The organism is Halomonas garicola (assembly GCF_055382465.1).
In genome coordinates this window covers 1,963,815-1,980,015 of sequence record NZ_AP043931.1, presented here as the reverse complement: position 1 = coordinate 1,980,015, position 16,201 = coordinate 1,963,815, and the positions used below count along the sequence as shown (strand labels likewise).

The 16,201-nt window shown below is 64.1% G+C and carries 11 protein-coding genes and 1 pseudogene; 10 read left to right on the top strand and 2 right to left on the bottom strand.

From position 1 onward, the window contains the following. Complete coding sequence (locus ACZ46Y_RS09545) at positions 1 to 2,124, bottom strand: S9 family peptidase (protein WP_311956576.1); 2,124 nt, start codon at positions 2,122 to 2,124, stop codon at positions 1 to 3. Between the two features lie 59 nt (positions 2,125 to 2,183). On the opposite strand from ACZ46Y_RS09545, the gene ACZ46Y_RS09540 reads away from it, so the two are divergent. From ACZ46Y_RS09540 to ACZ46Y_RS09505, 8 genes and pseudogenes are all read left to right on the top strand, one after another. Continuing rightward, positions 2,184 to 2,636 (top strand): hypothetical protein, encoded by a 453-nt coding sequence (locus tag ACZ46Y_RS09540; protein ID WP_311956577.1) that lies wholly within the window; start codon positions 2,184 to 2,186, stop codon positions 2,634 to 2,636. 38 nt (positions 2,637 to 2,674) lie between these two features. Continuing rightward, entirely contained in the window at positions 2,675 to 3,478 is an 804-nt protein-coding gene (locus ACZ46Y_RS09535) for a class II glutamine amidotransferase (RefSeq protein ID WP_311956578.1), read from the top strand. Between the two features lie 151 nt (positions 3,479 to 3,629). Next, positions 3,630 to 5,321 (top strand): AMP-binding protein, encoded by a 1,692-nt coding sequence (locus ACZ46Y_RS09530; RefSeq protein WP_311956579.1) that lies wholly within the window; start codon positions 3,630 to 3,632, stop codon positions 5,319 to 5,321. 168 nt (positions 5,322 to 5,489) lie between these two features. Next, complete coding sequence (gene hrpA / locus ACZ46Y_RS09525; protein WP_311956580.1) at positions 5,490 to 9,545, top strand: ATP-dependent RNA helicase HrpA; 4,056 nt, start codon at positions 5,490 to 5,492, stop codon at positions 9,543 to 9,545. A 43-nt stretch (positions 9,546 to 9,588) separates the two neighbouring features. Beyond that, positions 9,589 to 10,710: a beta-ketoacyl-ACP synthase III gene (locus tag ACZ46Y_RS09520; RefSeq protein ID WP_311956581.1), complete on the top strand. Its 1,122-nt coding sequence runs from the start codon at positions 9,589 to 9,591 to the stop codon at positions 10,708 to 10,710. A 42-nt stretch (positions 10,711 to 10,752) separates the two neighbouring features. Beyond that, on the top strand, positions 10,753 to 11,592 hold the full coding sequence (locus ACZ46Y_RS09515; protein ID WP_311956582.1) for an MlaA family lipoprotein: 840 nt from the start codon (positions 10,753 to 10,755) through the stop codon (positions 11,590 to 11,592). 74 nt (positions 11,593 to 11,666) lie between these two features. Further along, positions 11,667 to 12,494: pseudogene (locus ACZ46Y_RS09510) on the top strand (PP2C family protein-serine/threonine phosphatase); the annotation flags it as partial. Further along, positions 12,484 to 12,996 carry an STAS domain-containing protein gene (locus ACZ46Y_RS09505; RefSeq protein WP_311956583.1) on the top strand — a complete coding sequence of 171 codons (513 nt, stop codon included), beginning with the start codon at positions 12,484 to 12,486 and terminating at the stop codon, positions 12,994 to 12,996. The pseudogene ACZ46Y_RS09510 and the gene ACZ46Y_RS09505, both read left to right, overlap by 11 nt. Before the next feature lie 33 nt (positions 12,997 to 13,029). Here the strand turns inward: ACZ46Y_RS09505 and tal are convergent, their stop codons facing one another. Beyond that, entirely contained in the window at positions 13,030 to 13,980 is a 951-nt protein-coding gene (gene tal / locus ACZ46Y_RS09500) for a transaldolase (protein WP_311956584.1), read from the bottom strand. 165 nt (positions 13,981 to 14,145) lie between these two features. Here tal and ACZ46Y_RS09495 point away from each other — a divergent pair, with 165 nt between their 5' ends. Both ACZ46Y_RS09495 and ACZ46Y_RS09490 read left to right on the top strand, forming a co-directional pair. Next, complete coding sequence (locus ACZ46Y_RS09495; protein ID WP_311956585.1) at positions 14,146 to 15,348, top strand: multidrug effflux MFS transporter; 1,203 nt, start codon at positions 14,146 to 14,148, stop codon at positions 15,346 to 15,348. Beyond that, the gene (locus tag ACZ46Y_RS09490; RefSeq protein ID WP_311956586.1) at positions 15,341 to 16,081 is read left to right on the top strand and encodes a sulfite exporter TauE/SafE family protein; all 741 of its coding nucleotides are present in this window, start codon (positions 15,341 to 15,343) and stop codon (positions 16,079 to 16,081) included. Before ACZ46Y_RS09495 ends, ACZ46Y_RS09490 begins: the two co-directional genes overlap by 8 nt. The last annotated feature ends 120 nt before the right edge of the window (positions 16,082 to 16,201 follow it).

The window sequence follows — 16,201 nt, the reverse complement described above, 5'->3', positions numbered from 1 at the left end:
TTAGGCGTCGGGCGCAAGGCCCAGCGCCCAGAGTATGAACGCATCCTGCCGGGCGGCGTCGCGCCAGGCCTTGAACCGCCCCGAAGCGCCGCCGTGGCCGCTCTGCATGTCGGTATACAAAAGCACCGGCGCCTCGCCCTGTTGGCATTGCGTGACCCGGGCCTGTGTTACTTTTGCATAGTACTTGGCCGGCTCCCAGTAGGCCACTCGGGTATCAAACCAGCTGCCTTCGATCCACAGCGCCGGGTATGCCTGCGCCGTGACGTTATCCACCGGCGAATAGCCGCCGATGCGCGCCGCGACCTCGGGGGTTGCTGGGTTGCCCCACTCGCTGTATTCGGCGGTGGTCAGCGGCAGTTCGGGGGTTTGCATGGTGCGCAGCACGTCCACAAAGGGCACCTCCAGCACCGCCGCGCAAAAAGCGTCGGGAGCGCGATTGACGCAGGTGCCTACCAGCATTCCGCCGGCGCTGGCGCCGAAGGCGACGATGCGCGCGGCCTGGCTGACGCCCTGCTCTACCAGGGCGTTTCGGGCGGCGAGAAAGTCATCAAAGCTGTTTTCCTTGTGCGCCATCTTGCCGTCGAGGTACCAGGGCTCGCCGCGCTCGCCGCCGCCGCGCACGTGGGCCACGGCAAAGGCGACGCCGCGCTCTAGAAGTTCCAGCCGGGCGATGGAAAACCACGGATCCTGAGGGTCGCCGTAGGCGCCGTAGCCGTACAGCAGCGTCGGCAGCGGTCGATCGGCGAGGTCGGCACGCATGACCACGGATACCGGGACGCTTTCGCCGTCAGCGCTTGTCGCCCAGAGACGCCGACTGGTGAGTTTTTCCGGCGTCAGCTCGCCGTACACCGGCAGCGTCTTGAGCACCTGGCGTTCGCCGCTTTCGAAGTCCACCTCGACCCAGCGCGGCGGGCGAGTGAAGGACTCCTCGCGCAGCCTGAGCGCTTGGGCAGCAAAGTGCGGAGCGTCTTCCAGCAGCTGGGAGCAGGGCGTTTCCGGGAGCGCCAGGGTTTCGTCGCTTTTGATGCGGTGGGCGTCGTCGAGCACCAGCCGGCGCAGGGTCACCTGGGCCAGCGCGTGGTCGCGCTCGGCCAGCATCAAGCCCCAGGAGAAGGCGTCAACGCCTTCTAACGTGGCACTTTCCCGGTGGGCAACCAGCGGCCGCCAGGCGATGCTCTCGTCCCCGGTTCGGGCCGCTGCCAGGGCCGTCTCTTCGGCGGCCACGTCCAGCTGGAAGTGGGCGCCGGCGCGGTTGTGCAGGCAGTAGAAAAAGCCCGGGCGGTGGTCGATGCCAGCCTCCACGCCGGTGTCGCGCGGGTATAGGCACACCGGCGTTGTGGCCGGCGCGGCGGCGGGCACCACCCAGGTTTCGCCGGTGTCCTTGGAGGCGCTTTCCAGTACGATCCAGCGCCGGGAGCGGGTCTTGTCCATGCCTACCCAGAATTCGGGGTCGTCTTCCTGCCAGATCAGCCGCGGCGTGTCGCCGACGGCCGGCTCGGCAAGCGTCAGCGGCAGGCGCCAGACGCTGTCCGGGCGCTGGGTGGCATCGAAGCGGGTGAACAGCAGGGTGGCGGCGTCCGTCGTCTGGTCTTCGGCCCAGCACAGCGCCGGGCCGATGTCGTCAAGCAGGCGCTGGGGCTGGCCGTCGGGCAGGGCCTTTAGCCACAGCATAAAGCGCTCGTCGCCCCGGGTGTCTTCGGTCCAGGCAAGCCACTGCTCGTCCGGCGCAAGCGCCATGTCGCCGATCTCGAAAAACGCCTGGCCGGCGGCCCGGGCGGGCAGGTCAAAAAAGCATTCGCGCTTGCTCGGGTAGCCGTTGGGGTAGCGCCACCAGCGGGGATAGTCGTCGTCGGCGCCGGTGACGCTGTAGAACGTATAGTGATCTAGGGCGGTTTCAAGGCTTGTCGAGGCCAGCTCGCGCCGAGCCAGGTGGCCGCGATAGAGCGCCTCGGCCAGCGGCTTGAGCGGTGCAAACCAGGCGGCGTGCTCGGCGTTGGCGGCGTCGAGAAACGCCCGGGTAGCGGGCGCCTCGTCGTCTTCAAGCCAGTGCCATTCGGGGGCGTCGGAACGGAAATAACGCAATACCGGTGAAAGCTCGGTACGTTCTGGCTGTGCTTTGTTCAATTGACGGGTACCATAACGGAAAATGTTGCACGGATACTGAGATCCACAAGAGGAATACTATGCTGTTTGCCGATTCAATGTCACAGCTCTGGCTGGCGTATTACGGCGTGTCGATTCTGGTGCTGGGCGCGGTTTATCTGGCGTTTGCGTTTTTACCGCGCCTGGCGCGGCTGGTGCTCACCTGGGCCATTGTCGGCGCCATCTGGATGCCGGCGAGCTTTTCGCTACCGCTGGTGGAAGAAGGCGAGTTTTATCACGGCTGGGCGCCGTCGGCCATGGTCGCCGCCGTGGGCTTTCTGGAAGGGGACTCGACGGCGTTTGCCGGCGGCCTGATGTGGCTGCTGAGCGGCGTGGTGCTGGGAGCGCTTGTCGGCATTGCCCTCTGGTGGTGGCGTCGCCCGAGCGCCAGCGCTGAGGACGACCGTACGCCCCCGGCCGGCAGGAAGACAGCCTCGGCCCGAGGAACCGGCGCCGAGACCGAAACCCGCCGCCGGGAGCCGGTCCTCGGCTAGGCGTTCGTCCGGGCGGTACCCCGCGAAAGGAGTCAGCGATGTGTGAGCTTCTGGGAATGAGCGCCAACGTGCCCACGGATATCTGCTTCAGCTTTGCGGGGTTTTTGCACCGCGGCGGCGGCACCGGCCCGCACCGCGACGGCTGGGGTATCGCCTTTTATGAAGAAGGCGGCTACCGCGAGTTTCGCGATCCGCATCCGTCGGTGGATTCGCCCATTGCGCGGCTGATCTGCGACTATCCGATCAAATCTCACGTGGTGATCAGCCATATTCGTCAGGCCAACGTGGGCGACGTGACCCTGGCCAATACCCATCCCTTCACCCGGGAAATGTGGGGGCGCCCCTGGTGCTATGCGCACAACGGCCAGCTTTCCGGCTGGCAAGGCCTGCCGCTGGGTAGCTATACCCCGGTGGGCACTACCGACAGCGAGCACGCCTGCTGTTTTCTGCTCGGCGAGGTACGCCGGGTCTTCCCCGTGCCGCCGGACGATCCGCGACGGCTGTGGCAGTATCTTCACGCGCTGTGCGAGCGGCTGCGCGGGCTTGGGGTGTTCAATCTGCTGCTCTCCGACGGCGACTACCTCTATACCTACTGTGCGACCAAGCTTGCGCATATTACCCGGCGCGCGCCCTTCGGCGAGGCCGAGCTTTCCGATGCCGAGATGACGGTCAACTTTGTCGAACACACCACGCCTGACGATATTGTGTCGGTGATTGCCACCGAGCCCTTGACCCATAACGAGAAATGGCGGCGTATGGCGCCGGGGGAGCTGCTGGTGTGGAAGGACGGCGAGATACAGGCGCGCTATACAGGCGATGGCCAGGCAGCCAGTAGCGCCTGACAAAGGCAATAGCTGAAAGCAGAAGCGCCGCAGCCGGGCTCGAAAGAGTGGCGCCGGCCGAGACAAGCGCCGCCATGGCTGATACAACAACCGTATCTGACACAATAACAACGTCGGTAATCTGGCCGACGCGGATAGCGGAGACTGCCCCATGAGCGAACACGCTGCTTTTTCCGGACCGGGAAGCGACCCGGTGCTCCACGGGCCCGCGCTTGAGGGCGTTGAGCAGTACGGCTCGATTACCGACGTGTGGCGCAAAGCCGTCGCGCGCTTCGGTGACCGTCCGGCCTTTACCTGCATGGGGCAAACGCTGAGCTTTAGCGAGCTGGACCGCCTGTCGGCAAGCTTTGCCGCCTGGCTGACCCACGAGACCGACCTTGCGCCCGGGGACCGTATCGCTATTCAGCTGCCCAACGTGCTGCAGTTCCCGGTGGCGGTGTTCGGCGCGCTGCGCGCCGGCATGGTGGTGGTCAATACCAACCCGCTCTACACCGAGCGCGAAATGGCCTACCAGTTCAAGGACGCCGACGTCAGCGCGATCGTCATTCTGGCCAACATGGCGGCCAAGCTGGAAAAAATACGGGAGCAAACCAGCATTCGCCACGTAGTGGTGACCGAGCTTGCCGACCTTCATCCGGCGCCCAGGCGCTGGGTGATCAACGCCGCCGTCAAGTACCTGAAAAAAATGGTGCCGGCGTATTCGCTTCCCGATGCGACGCCCTGGCGCCGGGCGCTGAGCAAGGGGCGTACCCTTGAGCAGCGCGATGCGCCGCAAACCCTGGATGATCTGGCCGCGCTTCAATATACCGGCGGCACCACCGGCAAGCCCAAGGGGGCGATGCTTACCCACGGCAACCTGGTGGCCAACATGCTGCAGGCGCGCCAGGCCATCGGGGAGAATATCGGCGAGGGCAGCGAGCGGGTGATCGCGCCGCTGCCGGTTTACCACATCTATACGTTTACCGTGAACTGCCTGTTTCTGGTAAATACCGGCAATCATTCGGTGCTGATACCCAACCCGCGGGATCTGGGCGCTTTTGTCAAAACCCTGGCGAAGGAGCCGTTCAGCGCCTTTATCGGCCTGAACACGCTGTTTAACGCGCTGTGCCACCGGGAAGACTTCAAGCGGCTGGACTTTTCCCGGCTGCATTTGACCATTTCCGGCGGCATGGCGCTGACCCGGGCCGCCGCCGAGCGCTGGGAAGAGGTCACCGGCTGCCCGGTGGCCGAAGGCTACGGCCTGACCGAAACCTCACCGATTGTCGCCTTCAATCCAAGCGACGCCATTCAGCTGGGCACCATCGGTAAGCCGGTAGCGGGCACGGCGGTAAAGGCAGTGGACGCGGACGGTCACGACGTGGCGCTGGGCGAGCCGGGCGAACTGTGCGTCAAGGGCCCCCAGGTCATGAAGGGTTACTGGGGCATGGAAGAGGAAACTCGCCGTGCGCTCCGGGACGGCTGGTTTGCCACCGGGGACATTGCCGTTCTGCAAAAAGACGGCTACGTGCGCATCGTCGACCGCAAGAAGGACATGATCCTGGTGTCGGGCTTCAACGTTTATCCCAACGAAATCGAAGACGTGGTCACCGCCCACCCCGACGTGCGCGAAGCCGCCGCCGTGGGCATTGCCGACGACGACAGCGGCGAGGCGATCAAGCTTTTTGTGGTCACCGACAGCGCCGAACTCGACGCCGAGACGCTGCGCCGCTGGTGCAAGAAGGAGCTCGCCGGCTACAAGGTGCCCAGACACGTCGAGTTCAGAGACGAGCTGCCCAAGAGCAACGTGGGCAAGGTGCTGCGCCGCCAGCTGCGCGACGAGGATCCCGACGCGGCAGCGCCGTAGCGGTTGCCTTCTACTCGGCGCCACGAAGCGGGAATGGCTGCGGCCGCGTTTGTCGCCGGGTGCCGTGCGGACCAGTCGTGCTGATCGGGATTAGTGCCTTGGGGTAGGTGCCCCTTGCCTGAAAGCGTTATACTCGCCGGCCCGCTCACCCGAGCGGGCCGATTGTTGATGGCCACCGCCGATGAAATTGAGCCGACCGTGACTGCCGATACCTCAGATTCTTCTACCATAACGCCGCCCGTATCCCCGGCTGACACCGACGCCAGCCCTGCCGAGCGCCTGCAGGCGTTGCGTCAGGCAGCCGCTGCGCTGATGCTCAAGGACGCGCAGCGTTTTGAGCGTCGCCTGGCAGGCCTTGAGCGGCGGCTTGGCGACGGCAAGCCGATTGATCGCGGCCTGGGCGAGATCACCCGGGAAATGGAGCGCGCCGCCTGCCTGGTTCAGGCGCGCCGAGAGCAGCGCGTCACGCTCAACTACCCGCCGGAACTGCCGGTGGCGGAGCGCCGGGAGGATATTCTCGAAGCGCTTAACGAGCACCAGGTAGTCATCGTTGCCGGGGAGACCGGCTCGGGCAAGACCACCCAGCTGCCCAAGCTCTGCCTGGAGCTCGGGCGCGGCCGTCGCGGCCTCGTTGGCCATACCCAGCCGCGCCGGCTGGCGGCCAGAAGCGTGGCGACCCGCCTGGCCGAAGAGCTCGAGACGCCGCTTGGCGAGCAGGTAGGCTATCAGGTGCGCTTTACCGACCAGAGCCGGGATACCACCCTGGTCAAGCTGATGACCGACGGCATTCTGCTGGCGGAAACCCGCAACGATCCGCTGCTGCTGCGCTATGACACCATCATCATCGATGAGGCACACGAGCGCAGCCTGAACATCGACTTTCTGCTGGGCTACCTCAAGCGGCTTTTGCCCAAGCGCCCCAATCTGAAAATCATTATCACCTCGGCGACCATCGACGTGGACCGCTTTGCCGCCCATTTCGGCACTCGGGAGACGCCGGCACCGGTGGTCGAGGTAACCGGGCGCACCTACCCGGTGGAAGTGCGCTACCGGCCGCTTGTCCGCGAGGCCGACGACGAAGACGATCTTTCCCTGCAGGACGGCATCGTCCAGGCGGTAGAAGAAATCGAGCAGATCGAGCGGGAGAAGGGCTGGCAGCACGGCCCAAGGGATGTGCTGGTGTTTCTTCCCGGCGAGCGCGAAATCCGCGAGGCCGCCGACACCCTGCGGCGGGCCGATCTGCGCGGCACCGAGATTCTGCCGCTGTACGCGCGGCTGTCCAACGCCGAGCAAAACCGCGTTTTCGCCCCGCACAAGGGGCGGCGCATTGTGCTGGCCACCAACGTCGCGGAAACCTCGCTCACCGTGCCCGGCATTCGCTACGTGATCGACCCGGGCTTGGTGCGCATCAGCCGCTATAGCTTCCGCGCCAAGATCCAGCGCCTGCCGGTGGAGCCGGTGAGCCAGGCCAGCGCCAACCAGCGCAAGGGCCGCTGCGGGCGGATTGCCGAAGGCGTGTGTATTCGCCTCTACGACGAAGAGGACTTTCTCACCCGGCCCGAGTTTACCGACCCGGAAATTCGCCGCACCAACCTGGCCTCGGTGATTTTGTCCATGCTCTCGCTGAAGCTTGGCAGCATCGAGGCGTTCCCGTTTGTCGACCCGCCGGACCCGCGCTTTGTCAAGGACGGCTTTCGGCTTTTGTATGAGCTCGGCGCGGTGAGCGATAAAAACGCGCTGACCAAGCTTGGCCGGCAGATCTCACGGCTGCCTATCGACCCGCGGCTGGCGCGCATGGTGCTGGCCGGCGCCGATCGCGGCAGTTTATACGAGGTGCTGGTGGTGGTCTCGGCGCTGTCGATCCAGGATCCCCGGGACCGCCCGGCGGACAAGCGTCAGGCGGCGGACCAGGCGCATCACCGCTGGCATTCGCCGGAGTCGGACTTTGTCGCCCTGGTCAACCTCTGGCACGGCATCGAAAACGCCCGGGAAGCGCTTTCCGGCAACCAGCTCAGGCGCTGGTGCCGCGAGCGCTACATCAACTACCTGCGCGTGCGCGAGTGGCACGATACTTTCCGCCAGCTGCGTCAGCTGCTGCGCGATATGGATATTGACGTGCCCAAAGCACCGCCGGGCGATCCCGAGCAGAGCGAGGAAGAGGCCCGCCAGGCTCGGCGCAAGACCTCGGGCAAGCTGCATCAGGCGCTGCTTTCGGGGCTGTTGTCCAACCTGGGGATGCTCACCGAAGATCGTGACTATCTCGGCGCGCGCAACCGCAAGTTCGTGATTCACCCGGGTTCGGGGCTTGCCAAAAAGACGCCCAAGTGGGTGATGGCCTTTGAGCTTATTGAAACCTCGCGGCTGTTTGCCCGCACCGTGGCAAAAATCGACCCGGCGTGGATCGAACCCGAGGCCGGCCACCTGGTCAAGCGCAGCTACAGCGACCCGCACTGGGAGATGAAGCGCGCCCAGGTGGTGGCCAAGGAGCAGGTGGCGCTGTTCGGCCTGCCCATCGTCAGCGGCCGGCGGGTCAACTTTGGCGCCATTGCGCCGGAAGAGTCCCGAGAGCTGTTTATCCGCCGGGCGCTGGTCGAAGGCGAGTTTCGTACCCAGGGCGAGTTTTTTGCCCACAACCGCGCCCTGATCGACGAAGTTGAGGATCTGGAAGACCGCGCCCGGCGGCGGGATATCCTCGTCGACGAAGAAACGCTGTTTGCCTTTTACGACACTCGTATCCCCGCCGATATCGTCAACGGCAAGGGCTTTGAGAGCTGGCGCAAGAAGGCCGAGCGCGACAACCCGGATCTGCTCAAGTTTGACCTCGACGCCCTCAAGGCCCGGGAGGCCGAGGAGGTTACCCGAGGGCAGTACCCGGATCACCTGACCCTTGGCGGGGTGAGCTACCCGGTCAGCTATCATTTTTCCCCGAGGGCGGAAGACGACGGCGTGACGCTCACCGTGCCCGCCGCCATGCTGCCCCAGCTGCCGGTGTACGCGTTGGAATGGCTGGTGCCGGGGCTTCTGCGCGACAAGTGCATTGCGCTGATGAAGTCGCTACCCAAGAGCCTGCGCCGCCAGGTGGTGCCGATCCCCGACTGGGTGGACGCCGCGCTTGAGACCCTGGTACCCGATAACCGCCCGCTCACGGAAGCACTGGGCGAGTTCATTCGCCGGCGCACTGGCACCCGGGTCAGCCCCGACGACTGGCGGCTGGAGCAGCTGGAGCCGCACCTGATCATGAATATTCGCGTGGTGGGCCACGACGGCCAGACCCTGGGCCGGGGGCGCGACGCCCGGGCGCTGGAGCAGCGCTTTGAAGACGCCGCCAGCCAGGGCGCGCGTGCGCTTGCCGCCGAGGCAAGCGAGGCGCCGGTGGTTGAGGGCCTGCCGGAAACGCCGCTGCCGGCGTCCCGGGTGACCGAGCAGGCAGGCATCCGCGTGGAAGCCTATCCGGCGCTGGTGAAGGAAGGGGGATCCTTCAGCGTGTCGCTGCTGGATCACCCGGCCAAGGCCGAAGCCGCCCACCGGGAGGGCGTTGCGCGACTGGCCATGGCCAACCGCCCGGAGTGGGTCAGGCAGATTCGCCAGCTGCAAGGAATGGAAACCTGCGCGCTGCTGTTTGCCAAGGTAGGCAGCAAGCAGGCGTTTATCGACGATCTGGTCGAGGCCGTTTTTACCCAGGTAGTGGCGGTGGCGCCGCTGCCGCGCTCGGCCGCCGCTCTGGAAGAGCGCTTGCAGGAGGTTGGCGACGCCGTCATTCCCCACGCGGAAACCTTGCTGGAACAGGCCCACGCTGCCCTCAAGGAGCACCTGGAGGTAACCAAGGTGCTCAAGGGCAAGCTCAACTTTGCCCTGGCGCTGGTCTACAGTGATATCAAGGCGCAGATGCAGCGGCTGGTGTACCCGGGGTTTCTGTGCGATTCGGGTGATTGGCTGGCGCACTACCCGCGCTACATGCAGGCCGCGCTGATCCGGCTGGAAAAGGCCCCGCGCGAGCGCGGCCGCGACCAGATGCTGATGGGCGATATCCAGTCGCTGGAGGCGCGTTTTGACGCCCGGCGCGAAAGCGAGCGCCGGGGGCGGGTAGAATCTCCGGAGCTTGTGGCGTTTGGCTGGTGGCTCCAGGAGCTTCGGGTGTCGCTATTTGCCCAGCAGCTGGGCACGGCCATGCCGGTATCGGTCAAGCGGCTGGAAAAGCGCTGGCAGGATATCACTCAGGCGTAATCGACGATCGAGCAGGCGGCGTGCCGCCGGGAGGAGAGGGCGAATGACACAGGTGGTGATTACCGGTACCGGGCTTTATACCCCCGAGCACGCCGTGGACAACGAGGCGCTGGTGAGCGCGTTCAACGCCTGGGCTAAAGCCGAGAACGACCGCCATGCCGAAGCCATTGCCGCCGGCAAGCGCGAACCGCTCGCGTATTCCAGCAGCGCCTTTATCGAGAAGGCCTCGGGTATTAAAAGCCGCTACGTGCTCGATGCCGAAGGCATCCTTGATCCGGAGCGGATGCGCCCGCACCTGCCCGAGCGGGGTAACGACGAGCCGTCGATCCAGTGCGACATGGCGCTTGACGCGGCCCGCCAGGCGCTTGCCAGCGCCGGCATAGAAGCGGAAGATGTCGAGCTTGTGATCGTTGCCTGCTCGAACCTGGAGCGCGCCTATCCGGCCATGGCCGTAGAGCTTCAGCAGGCGCTGGGTGCCGGCGGCTACGGGTTTGATATGAACGTGGCGTGCAGCTCGGCCACCTTTGCCCTGGAAACGGCCGCCAACGCCATTGCCTCGGGCAGCGTCAAGCGCGCGCTTATCGTCAATCCGGAGATCTGTTCGGCGCATTTGAACTTCCGCGATCGCGACAGCCATTTTATCTTTGGCGACGCCTGTACCGCCATGGTGCTGGAGAACGACGCGGTCGCCCGGGCCGAAGAGCGCTACGCGATACTCGGGACCCGGCTGGTAACGCAGTTTTCCAACGCCATCCGCAATAACGCCGGGTTTTTGAATCGCGTGGCCGATGCCGACCCTAACGCGCTGGACAAACTGTTTGTCCAGGAAGGGCGGCGGGTGTTCAAGGAGGTTTGCCCGCTGGTGGCAAGGCTGATCAGCGACCATTTGGCTTCTCTCGAGCTTGGCGCAGATGACGTGCGCAGGCTCTGGCTGCATCAGGCCAACCAGAACATGAATGACCTGATCGCGCGCAAGGTGCTTGGCGCCAAGCCCGGTCCGGAGCAGGCGCCGGTGATACTCGACCGCTATGCCAATACCAGCTCGGCGGGCTCGATTATTGCCTTTCACCTGCACCGCGACTCGCTTGCGCCCGGCGATATCGGCATTATCTGCTCGTTCGGTGCCGGCTACAGCGCGGGCAGCGTCGTGCTGCAGAAAGCCTAGCGTTGCCGGTTTGATTTCATGACCACCCCTGAAGAGACTCCCATGTCAGATAATTTCCGCCTCACCCCTGCGCCGGGCGTTAAACGCGCAGCCCTTTTGATGCCTACCGTGGCGCTTGCCGTGGTGCTTGGCGGCTGTGCCAGCAGCGCGACGAAAGGCGAGCCGCATCCGGAGGATCCCTGGGAAGGCTTCAACCGCAAGGTGTTTGTGTTCAACGACGTGCTGGATCGCTATGCGTTGCGCCCGGTTGCCAAGGGCTATCGCACGATTACGCCCGAACCGGTCGAGGACAGCGTGGGCAATTTCTTTTCCAACCTGGGGGAAATACGCACGGTGCTGAACAGCCTGCTGCAGGGCAAGGGCGAAAATGCCAGCCGCGCTACGTCGCGGCTGCTGATCAACACCACGGCGGGCGTCGGCGGGCTTTTTGACGTGGCGAAGAAGATGGACATTCGCCAGGAGAAAGAAGACTTTGGCCAGACGCTGGCCACCTGGGGTTGGACGGATTCGCGCTACTTGGTGCTCCCGTTCCTGGGGCCGAGCACCCTGCGCGATGCCACCGGTCTGCCGGCGGATATCGCCGCCTATCCGGTCACCTACGTCGACGACGATAAAACCCGGATTGCTCTGGGCGCGCTCAACCTGATCGACCAGCGTGCCAGTCTGCTCGACCAGGAAGACCTGATCCAGGGAGATCGCTATCGCTTTATGCGCGATGCCTATCTGCAGAATCGCGCGTTCAAGATCAGCGATGGCGAGCTGGGTGACGATCCCTTTGCCGCAGACGACTTTGACTTTGATGACGCGGATTTTGATGACGCGGATTTTGATGACGCAAACGTTGACGACGCGGATCCCGGCGACGATAACGCCGCCGATTGAGGCTCGGGATGAAGCACGAAAACAAGCGCGATACCGCCATGCGTGAGTCGCTCGATGTGTACCGGCAGCGCTGCGAGGAGCTGGCTCGGGAGAATGCCAGTCTCCAGGCCCGGCTTGAGCTGTTGCGTCTGGACCAGCAAAGCGGGGGCTATATCCAGCGCCGGCTGCTGCCACGGAGTTTGCGCGTGTTCAGCGGCGTGCGCTTTGACTACTGGCTGGCGCCGTCGCTGTATCTCTCCGGGGACTTTCTGGGCTATCAGCGCTACAGTGACCGCTATAGTGCCTTCTACTTTGCCGATGTCTCCGGTCACGGGGCATCGTCAGCCTTTGTGACGGTATTGCTTAAATACCTGTTTACGCGCTGGCTGCATGAGTGGGACGGTAAAGCCCCCGAGCGCATGCCGGCAGACTGGCTCGCCTCTCTCAACCGCGAGCTTCAGGACAGCGATATTGGCAAGCACGCGACGCTGTTTGCCGGCGTGATTGACCACGTCAACAGGACGCTGCACTATTCGCTGGGCGCCCAGCTGCCGATGCCCATGCTGCAGGCCGGCGGCACGCTTGAGCGCCTGGAAGGTGAGGGCATGCCGGTTGGGCTGTTTCCGGATGCGGTCTATCCTGTCCTTGAGTGCGCGCTGCCGGACGACTTTGCCCTGTGGCTGTGCTCCGACGGCGTGCTGGAATGCCTGCCGGGGAAAACGCTCGATGCGCGGCTGGGTCAACTGGAGCAGCTGTTAGCGCAAAGCGCGTCGCTTGAGCAGTTCCGCGACGGGCTTGCCCGGACCAGCACCCATGTTGACCTGGCAAAGGCGCGCCAGCCGGACGAGGCGAGCGATGACCGGCTGGCGTTACCCGATGATTTAACCATCATGATGGTGAGCGGATTTGGTCATGCTGACTGAGGAAGGCCGCATTAAAGCGGCGTTCGATTCCGGGGTGTTTGTCCTCAAGCTATGCGGTGATGTCCGCCTGACACTCTGTGCCACGCTGGACACCCAGGCGCAGCAGCTGGCGCAAACGCCGGGGCTGCGCGCGGTCATTATCGACCTGCGCGAAGCAAGCAACGTTGACTCGACGGCGCTGGGGTTTCTGGCCAAGGTCGCCATGGCGGTGAGAAGTCGCCTGGAGCAGCCGCCGACCATTATTGCCGACAACCCCGACGTGCGTCAGATGCTCGACGTCATGGGGTTTGCCCGCTTTTTCACGCTGCTTTCAGCGCCGCTTTGTCACAGCCCGGCCGATGATGCCGAGGATCTTCCCGAAGTGCAGGCGGACGAAGGCGGGCTGCGCGAGCGCATTCTGGAAGCCCACCGTATTTTGATGCACATGAACGAACATAACCGTGAGGAGTTTCAGCCGCTGGTGGAAATGCTCGAAGCCCAGGACACCTCGACTCGCCACTGACGTTGGCGTGGCAGCTCGTCGTGGCGGCCCCGGCTATCCGCCTTTTTGGCCAAGATCACCCAGCAGCGTTTCCAGTCGGCGCTGATCTGCCATGAACTTGCGAATGCCTTCGGCAAGCTTTTCGTCTGCCATGGCGTCTTCGTTCATTTGCCAGCGAAAGGTCGCTTCGTCAAGCGGCGCCGTGCGCTTGGCAGCGGTGCCGGCGCCGGCAGCGTCGAGCTGGCGGGGCAGGGTGCCTGACCGCTCGTCCAGCTCGCCGAGCAGCTTGGGCGAAATAGTCAGCCGGTCGCAGCCGGCCAGCGCCTGGATTTCGCCGGCGTTACGGAAGCTGGCGCCCATGACGATGGTGGGGTAGCCGTTCGCCTTGAAGTGGTCATGGATCTTTTTCACCGAAATGACGCCGGGGTCGTTATGGCCGCTGAAGTCCGTCTCGGGATCCCGGGTCTTGTGCCAGTCGAGTATACGCCCCACAAACGGCGAGATTAGCGTGGCGCCGGCGTCGGCGCAGGCCTGGGCCTGGGTAAAGCCGAACAGCAGCGTCAGATTGGTCTGGATGCCCTCGCGCTCCAGCCGGGATGCGGCCTGAATGCCTTCCCAGGTAGAGGCAATCTTGATCAGGATGCGCTCGGGGCCCACGCCGGCCTGCTGGTAGCGCTCGATCAGCGAATGGGCCCGAGCAACGGTAGCTTCGCGGTCGAACGACAGCCGAGCGCTGACTTCTGTGGACACATAGCCGGGCACCAGCGCGCTGATTTCGCTGCCGATATCCACGGCGATCCGGTCAAGGGCATCGTCCAGGTCGCGGCTTTCACCGGCAATGCGCGCCAGGCGTTCGCGGCGGTCTTCGTGCTGAGCAGCCTGCAGAATCAGCGAGGGGTTGGTGGTGGCATCGTGGGGCCGAAAGCGGCGGATGGCGTCCAGATCGCCGGTGTCGGCGACCACGGTCGTCATTTGCTTGAGTTGGGATAGCAGGCTTCTCGCCATGTCACGCTCCTTTGATATCGTGGCTGTACTCTAGCAAGGCAGCGGCGCCTCGAACAGCGCAGCCAAGAGGGGCTGAATCGTCTATGATTAGCTACCTCATGAGCACCTTTATGCCGCTTGTCGGCGAGCAGGGTGCTGCCACTTATTCTGTATTTAAGGAGCTGCATGGAACTTAACCCTCGCCGCGTGGCGTTGCTGGTCGCTGCCAATACGGCGCTGGCGCCGTTTGCGATTGATGCCTATCTGCCCGCCATGGGGGCGTTAGCGGATACCGTCGGCGCCAGCATCCATCGCACCGAGCTTTCCATCAGCGTTTTCCTGTTCGGCTTTGCGCTGGGGCAGCTGTGCTTCGGGCCGCTTTCCGACCGACTGGGGCGCAAGCCCGTGCTCACCGGCGGGCTTGCCATCTTTGCGCTGGCGAGCCTGATGCTTACCCAGGTGGACAGTTTGCCCGAACTGCTGGCGCTGCGCTTTGTTCAGGCGTTGGGCGGCGGCGCCTGCGTGGTCAACTCGGCGGCGATCGTGCGCGACTGTTTTCAGGGGCGGGAAGCAGCAAGGGTGATGTCGACCATGGCGATGATCATGATGCTTGCCCCGCTGGTGGCGCCGAGCGTGGGCAGCGCGCTGCTGCATGCCGTGGACTGGCGGCTTATTTTCGTGTTCCTTGCGGCCTATGCGCTGTTTTTGCTGTGGCTTTTAGGCACCAAGCTGCCCGAAACTCGAGATATGTCGCTGCCGGCCGCCTCACCCCGTCAGGTGCTCGGCAACTACGCCAGCATTCTGCGCCACCGCGAGGGCATGGGGTATATCTGTGCAGTCGCCGCTGCATTTTCCGGCCTGTTTGCGTTCGTTACCGCCTCGCCGTTTGTTTATATGGAGTATTTCTCCCTGTCGCCGGCGCTATATCCGTTTGTTTTTGGCGCCAACGTGATCATTATCGCCTCGTCCAACCGGGTGAATATCGCCCTGCTGAAGACGCGAACGCCCCAGCAGAACCTGCGCCTGGGGCTGGCGGTGCAGCTGGCGGCGTCGTCCGGTCTGGTGATCGTTACCGCGCTGGGGCTTAACAGCCTGCCGGTGGTGGTCGCCCTGGTGATGTGCTTTACCGGGATGATCGGCCTGATTACGCCCAACTCGATTTCCTCGCTGCTGGATCATTTTGGCCACATCAGCGCTACCGCCACGGCGCTGTTGGGAGGCATCCAGTTCAGCTGCGGGGCGCTCGCCGGCATGATGGTGGGCTATTTCGAAATCGAGAACATGTGGCCGATGGTGGTGACCATGCTGATAGCATCGGCGATAGGCAACGTGGGGGTGCGCTGGCTGACCCCGAGGCCCGTGCCCGACGCTTCCCCTGATCATGTTTGATGTCTTTGCCTGGCTGGAGATGACGCCGCGCCTGTGGCTCAGCGCGGCGGCGGTGCTGACGGTAGGCGCCTTTGTCCAGCGTGCCACCGGGTTTGGTCTGGCGGTGGTCAGCGCACCGCTCTTGCTGATGCTGGAGCCCCGACTGGTGCCCGTGGTGCTGGTGCTGTTTGGGCTGACGGTATCGCTGATGATGGTGCGCTACTACCGCCACGAAGTGAGCCTCGGGCCGATCAGCATGGCGTTGGTCGGGCGGCTACCGGGCAATGTGCTGGGCGCTTGGCTGCTGCTCGCCGCGCCCATGGCGATCCTGGAAAAGCTGATCGCCGCCATCGTGCTGTTTGCCGTTCTGGTCACGCTGTTTCGTTTTCGACTACCGGTAAATCGTCAGACGCTCTTTGGTGCCGGCGTGCTGTCGGGGATTTTCGGAACCGTGGCTTCCATCAGTGGCCCGCCCATGGTGTTGCTTATGCACGGTCTTCCGCCCGACCGCGTGCGCGGTAATCTAGCCGCGTTTTTTATCCTGACCTCAATTTTTACGCTGTTTACCCTGGCCGTGGCCGGGCAAATTAGCGTCTGGCATTTTGGCGTTGCCGCCACGCTACTGCCGGCGGTACTGCTGGGTAATGCCCTGGCCAACCGTATTGCCCCGAAGCTTAATCGGCGCTGGCTGCAAATTATATCGCTGACGTTGTGTACGGTGTCGGCGCTGAGCTTGCTTTTTCAGACAGGCTAATCCAGACGGGCTAACGTGCCTACCGGTGGAGGCGAAGCGGAAAATTCGTGGCTTCCCCCTTGTCAAACACCCTGTCAGATCCTATAGTACGCATCCGCTGCCGGCGACGCCAAGCGTCAC

What these genes read in the sequence shown, in the direction of transcription:
- ACZ46Y_RS09540 (WP_311956577.1), top strand. Translation starts at nt 2,184, where the DNA reads ATGCTGTTTGCCGATTCAATGTCACAGCTCTGGCTGGCGTATTACGGC.
- ACZ46Y_RS09535 (WP_311956578.1), top strand. Translation starts at nt 2,675, where the DNA reads ATGTGTGAGCTTCTGGGAATGAGCGCCAACGTGCCCACGGATATCTGC.
- ACZ46Y_RS09530 (WP_311956579.1), top strand. Translation starts at nt 3,630, where the DNA reads ATGAGCGAACACGCTGCTTTTTCCGGACCGGGAAGCGACCCGGTGCTC.
- hrpA (WP_311956580.1), top strand. Translation starts at nt 5,490, where the DNA reads ATGGCCACCGCCGATGAAATTGAGCCGACCGTGACTGCCGATACCTCA.
- ACZ46Y_RS09520 (WP_311956581.1), top strand. Translation starts at nt 9,589, where the DNA reads ATGACACAGGTGGTGATTACCGGTACCGGGCTTTATACCCCCGAGCAC.
- ACZ46Y_RS09515 (WP_311956582.1), top strand. Translation starts at nt 10,753, where the DNA reads ATGTCAGATAATTTCCGCCTCACCCCTGCGCCGGGCGTTAAACGCGCA.
- ACZ46Y_RS09505 (WP_311956583.1), top strand. Translation starts at nt 12,484, where the DNA reads ATGCTGACTGAGGAAGGCCGCATTAAAGCGGCGTTCGATTCCGGGGTG.
- tal (WP_311956584.1), bottom strand. Translation starts at nt 13,980, where the DNA reads ATGGCGAGAAGCCTGCTATCCCAACTCAAGCAAATGACGACCGTGGTC.
- ACZ46Y_RS09495 (WP_311956585.1), top strand. Translation starts at nt 14,146, where the DNA reads ATGGAACTTAACCCTCGCCGCGTGGCGTTGCTGGTCGCTGCCAATACG.
- ACZ46Y_RS09490 (WP_311956586.1), top strand. Translation starts at nt 15,341, where the DNA reads ATGTTTGATGTCTTTGCCTGGCTGGAGATGACGCCGCGCCTGTGGCTC.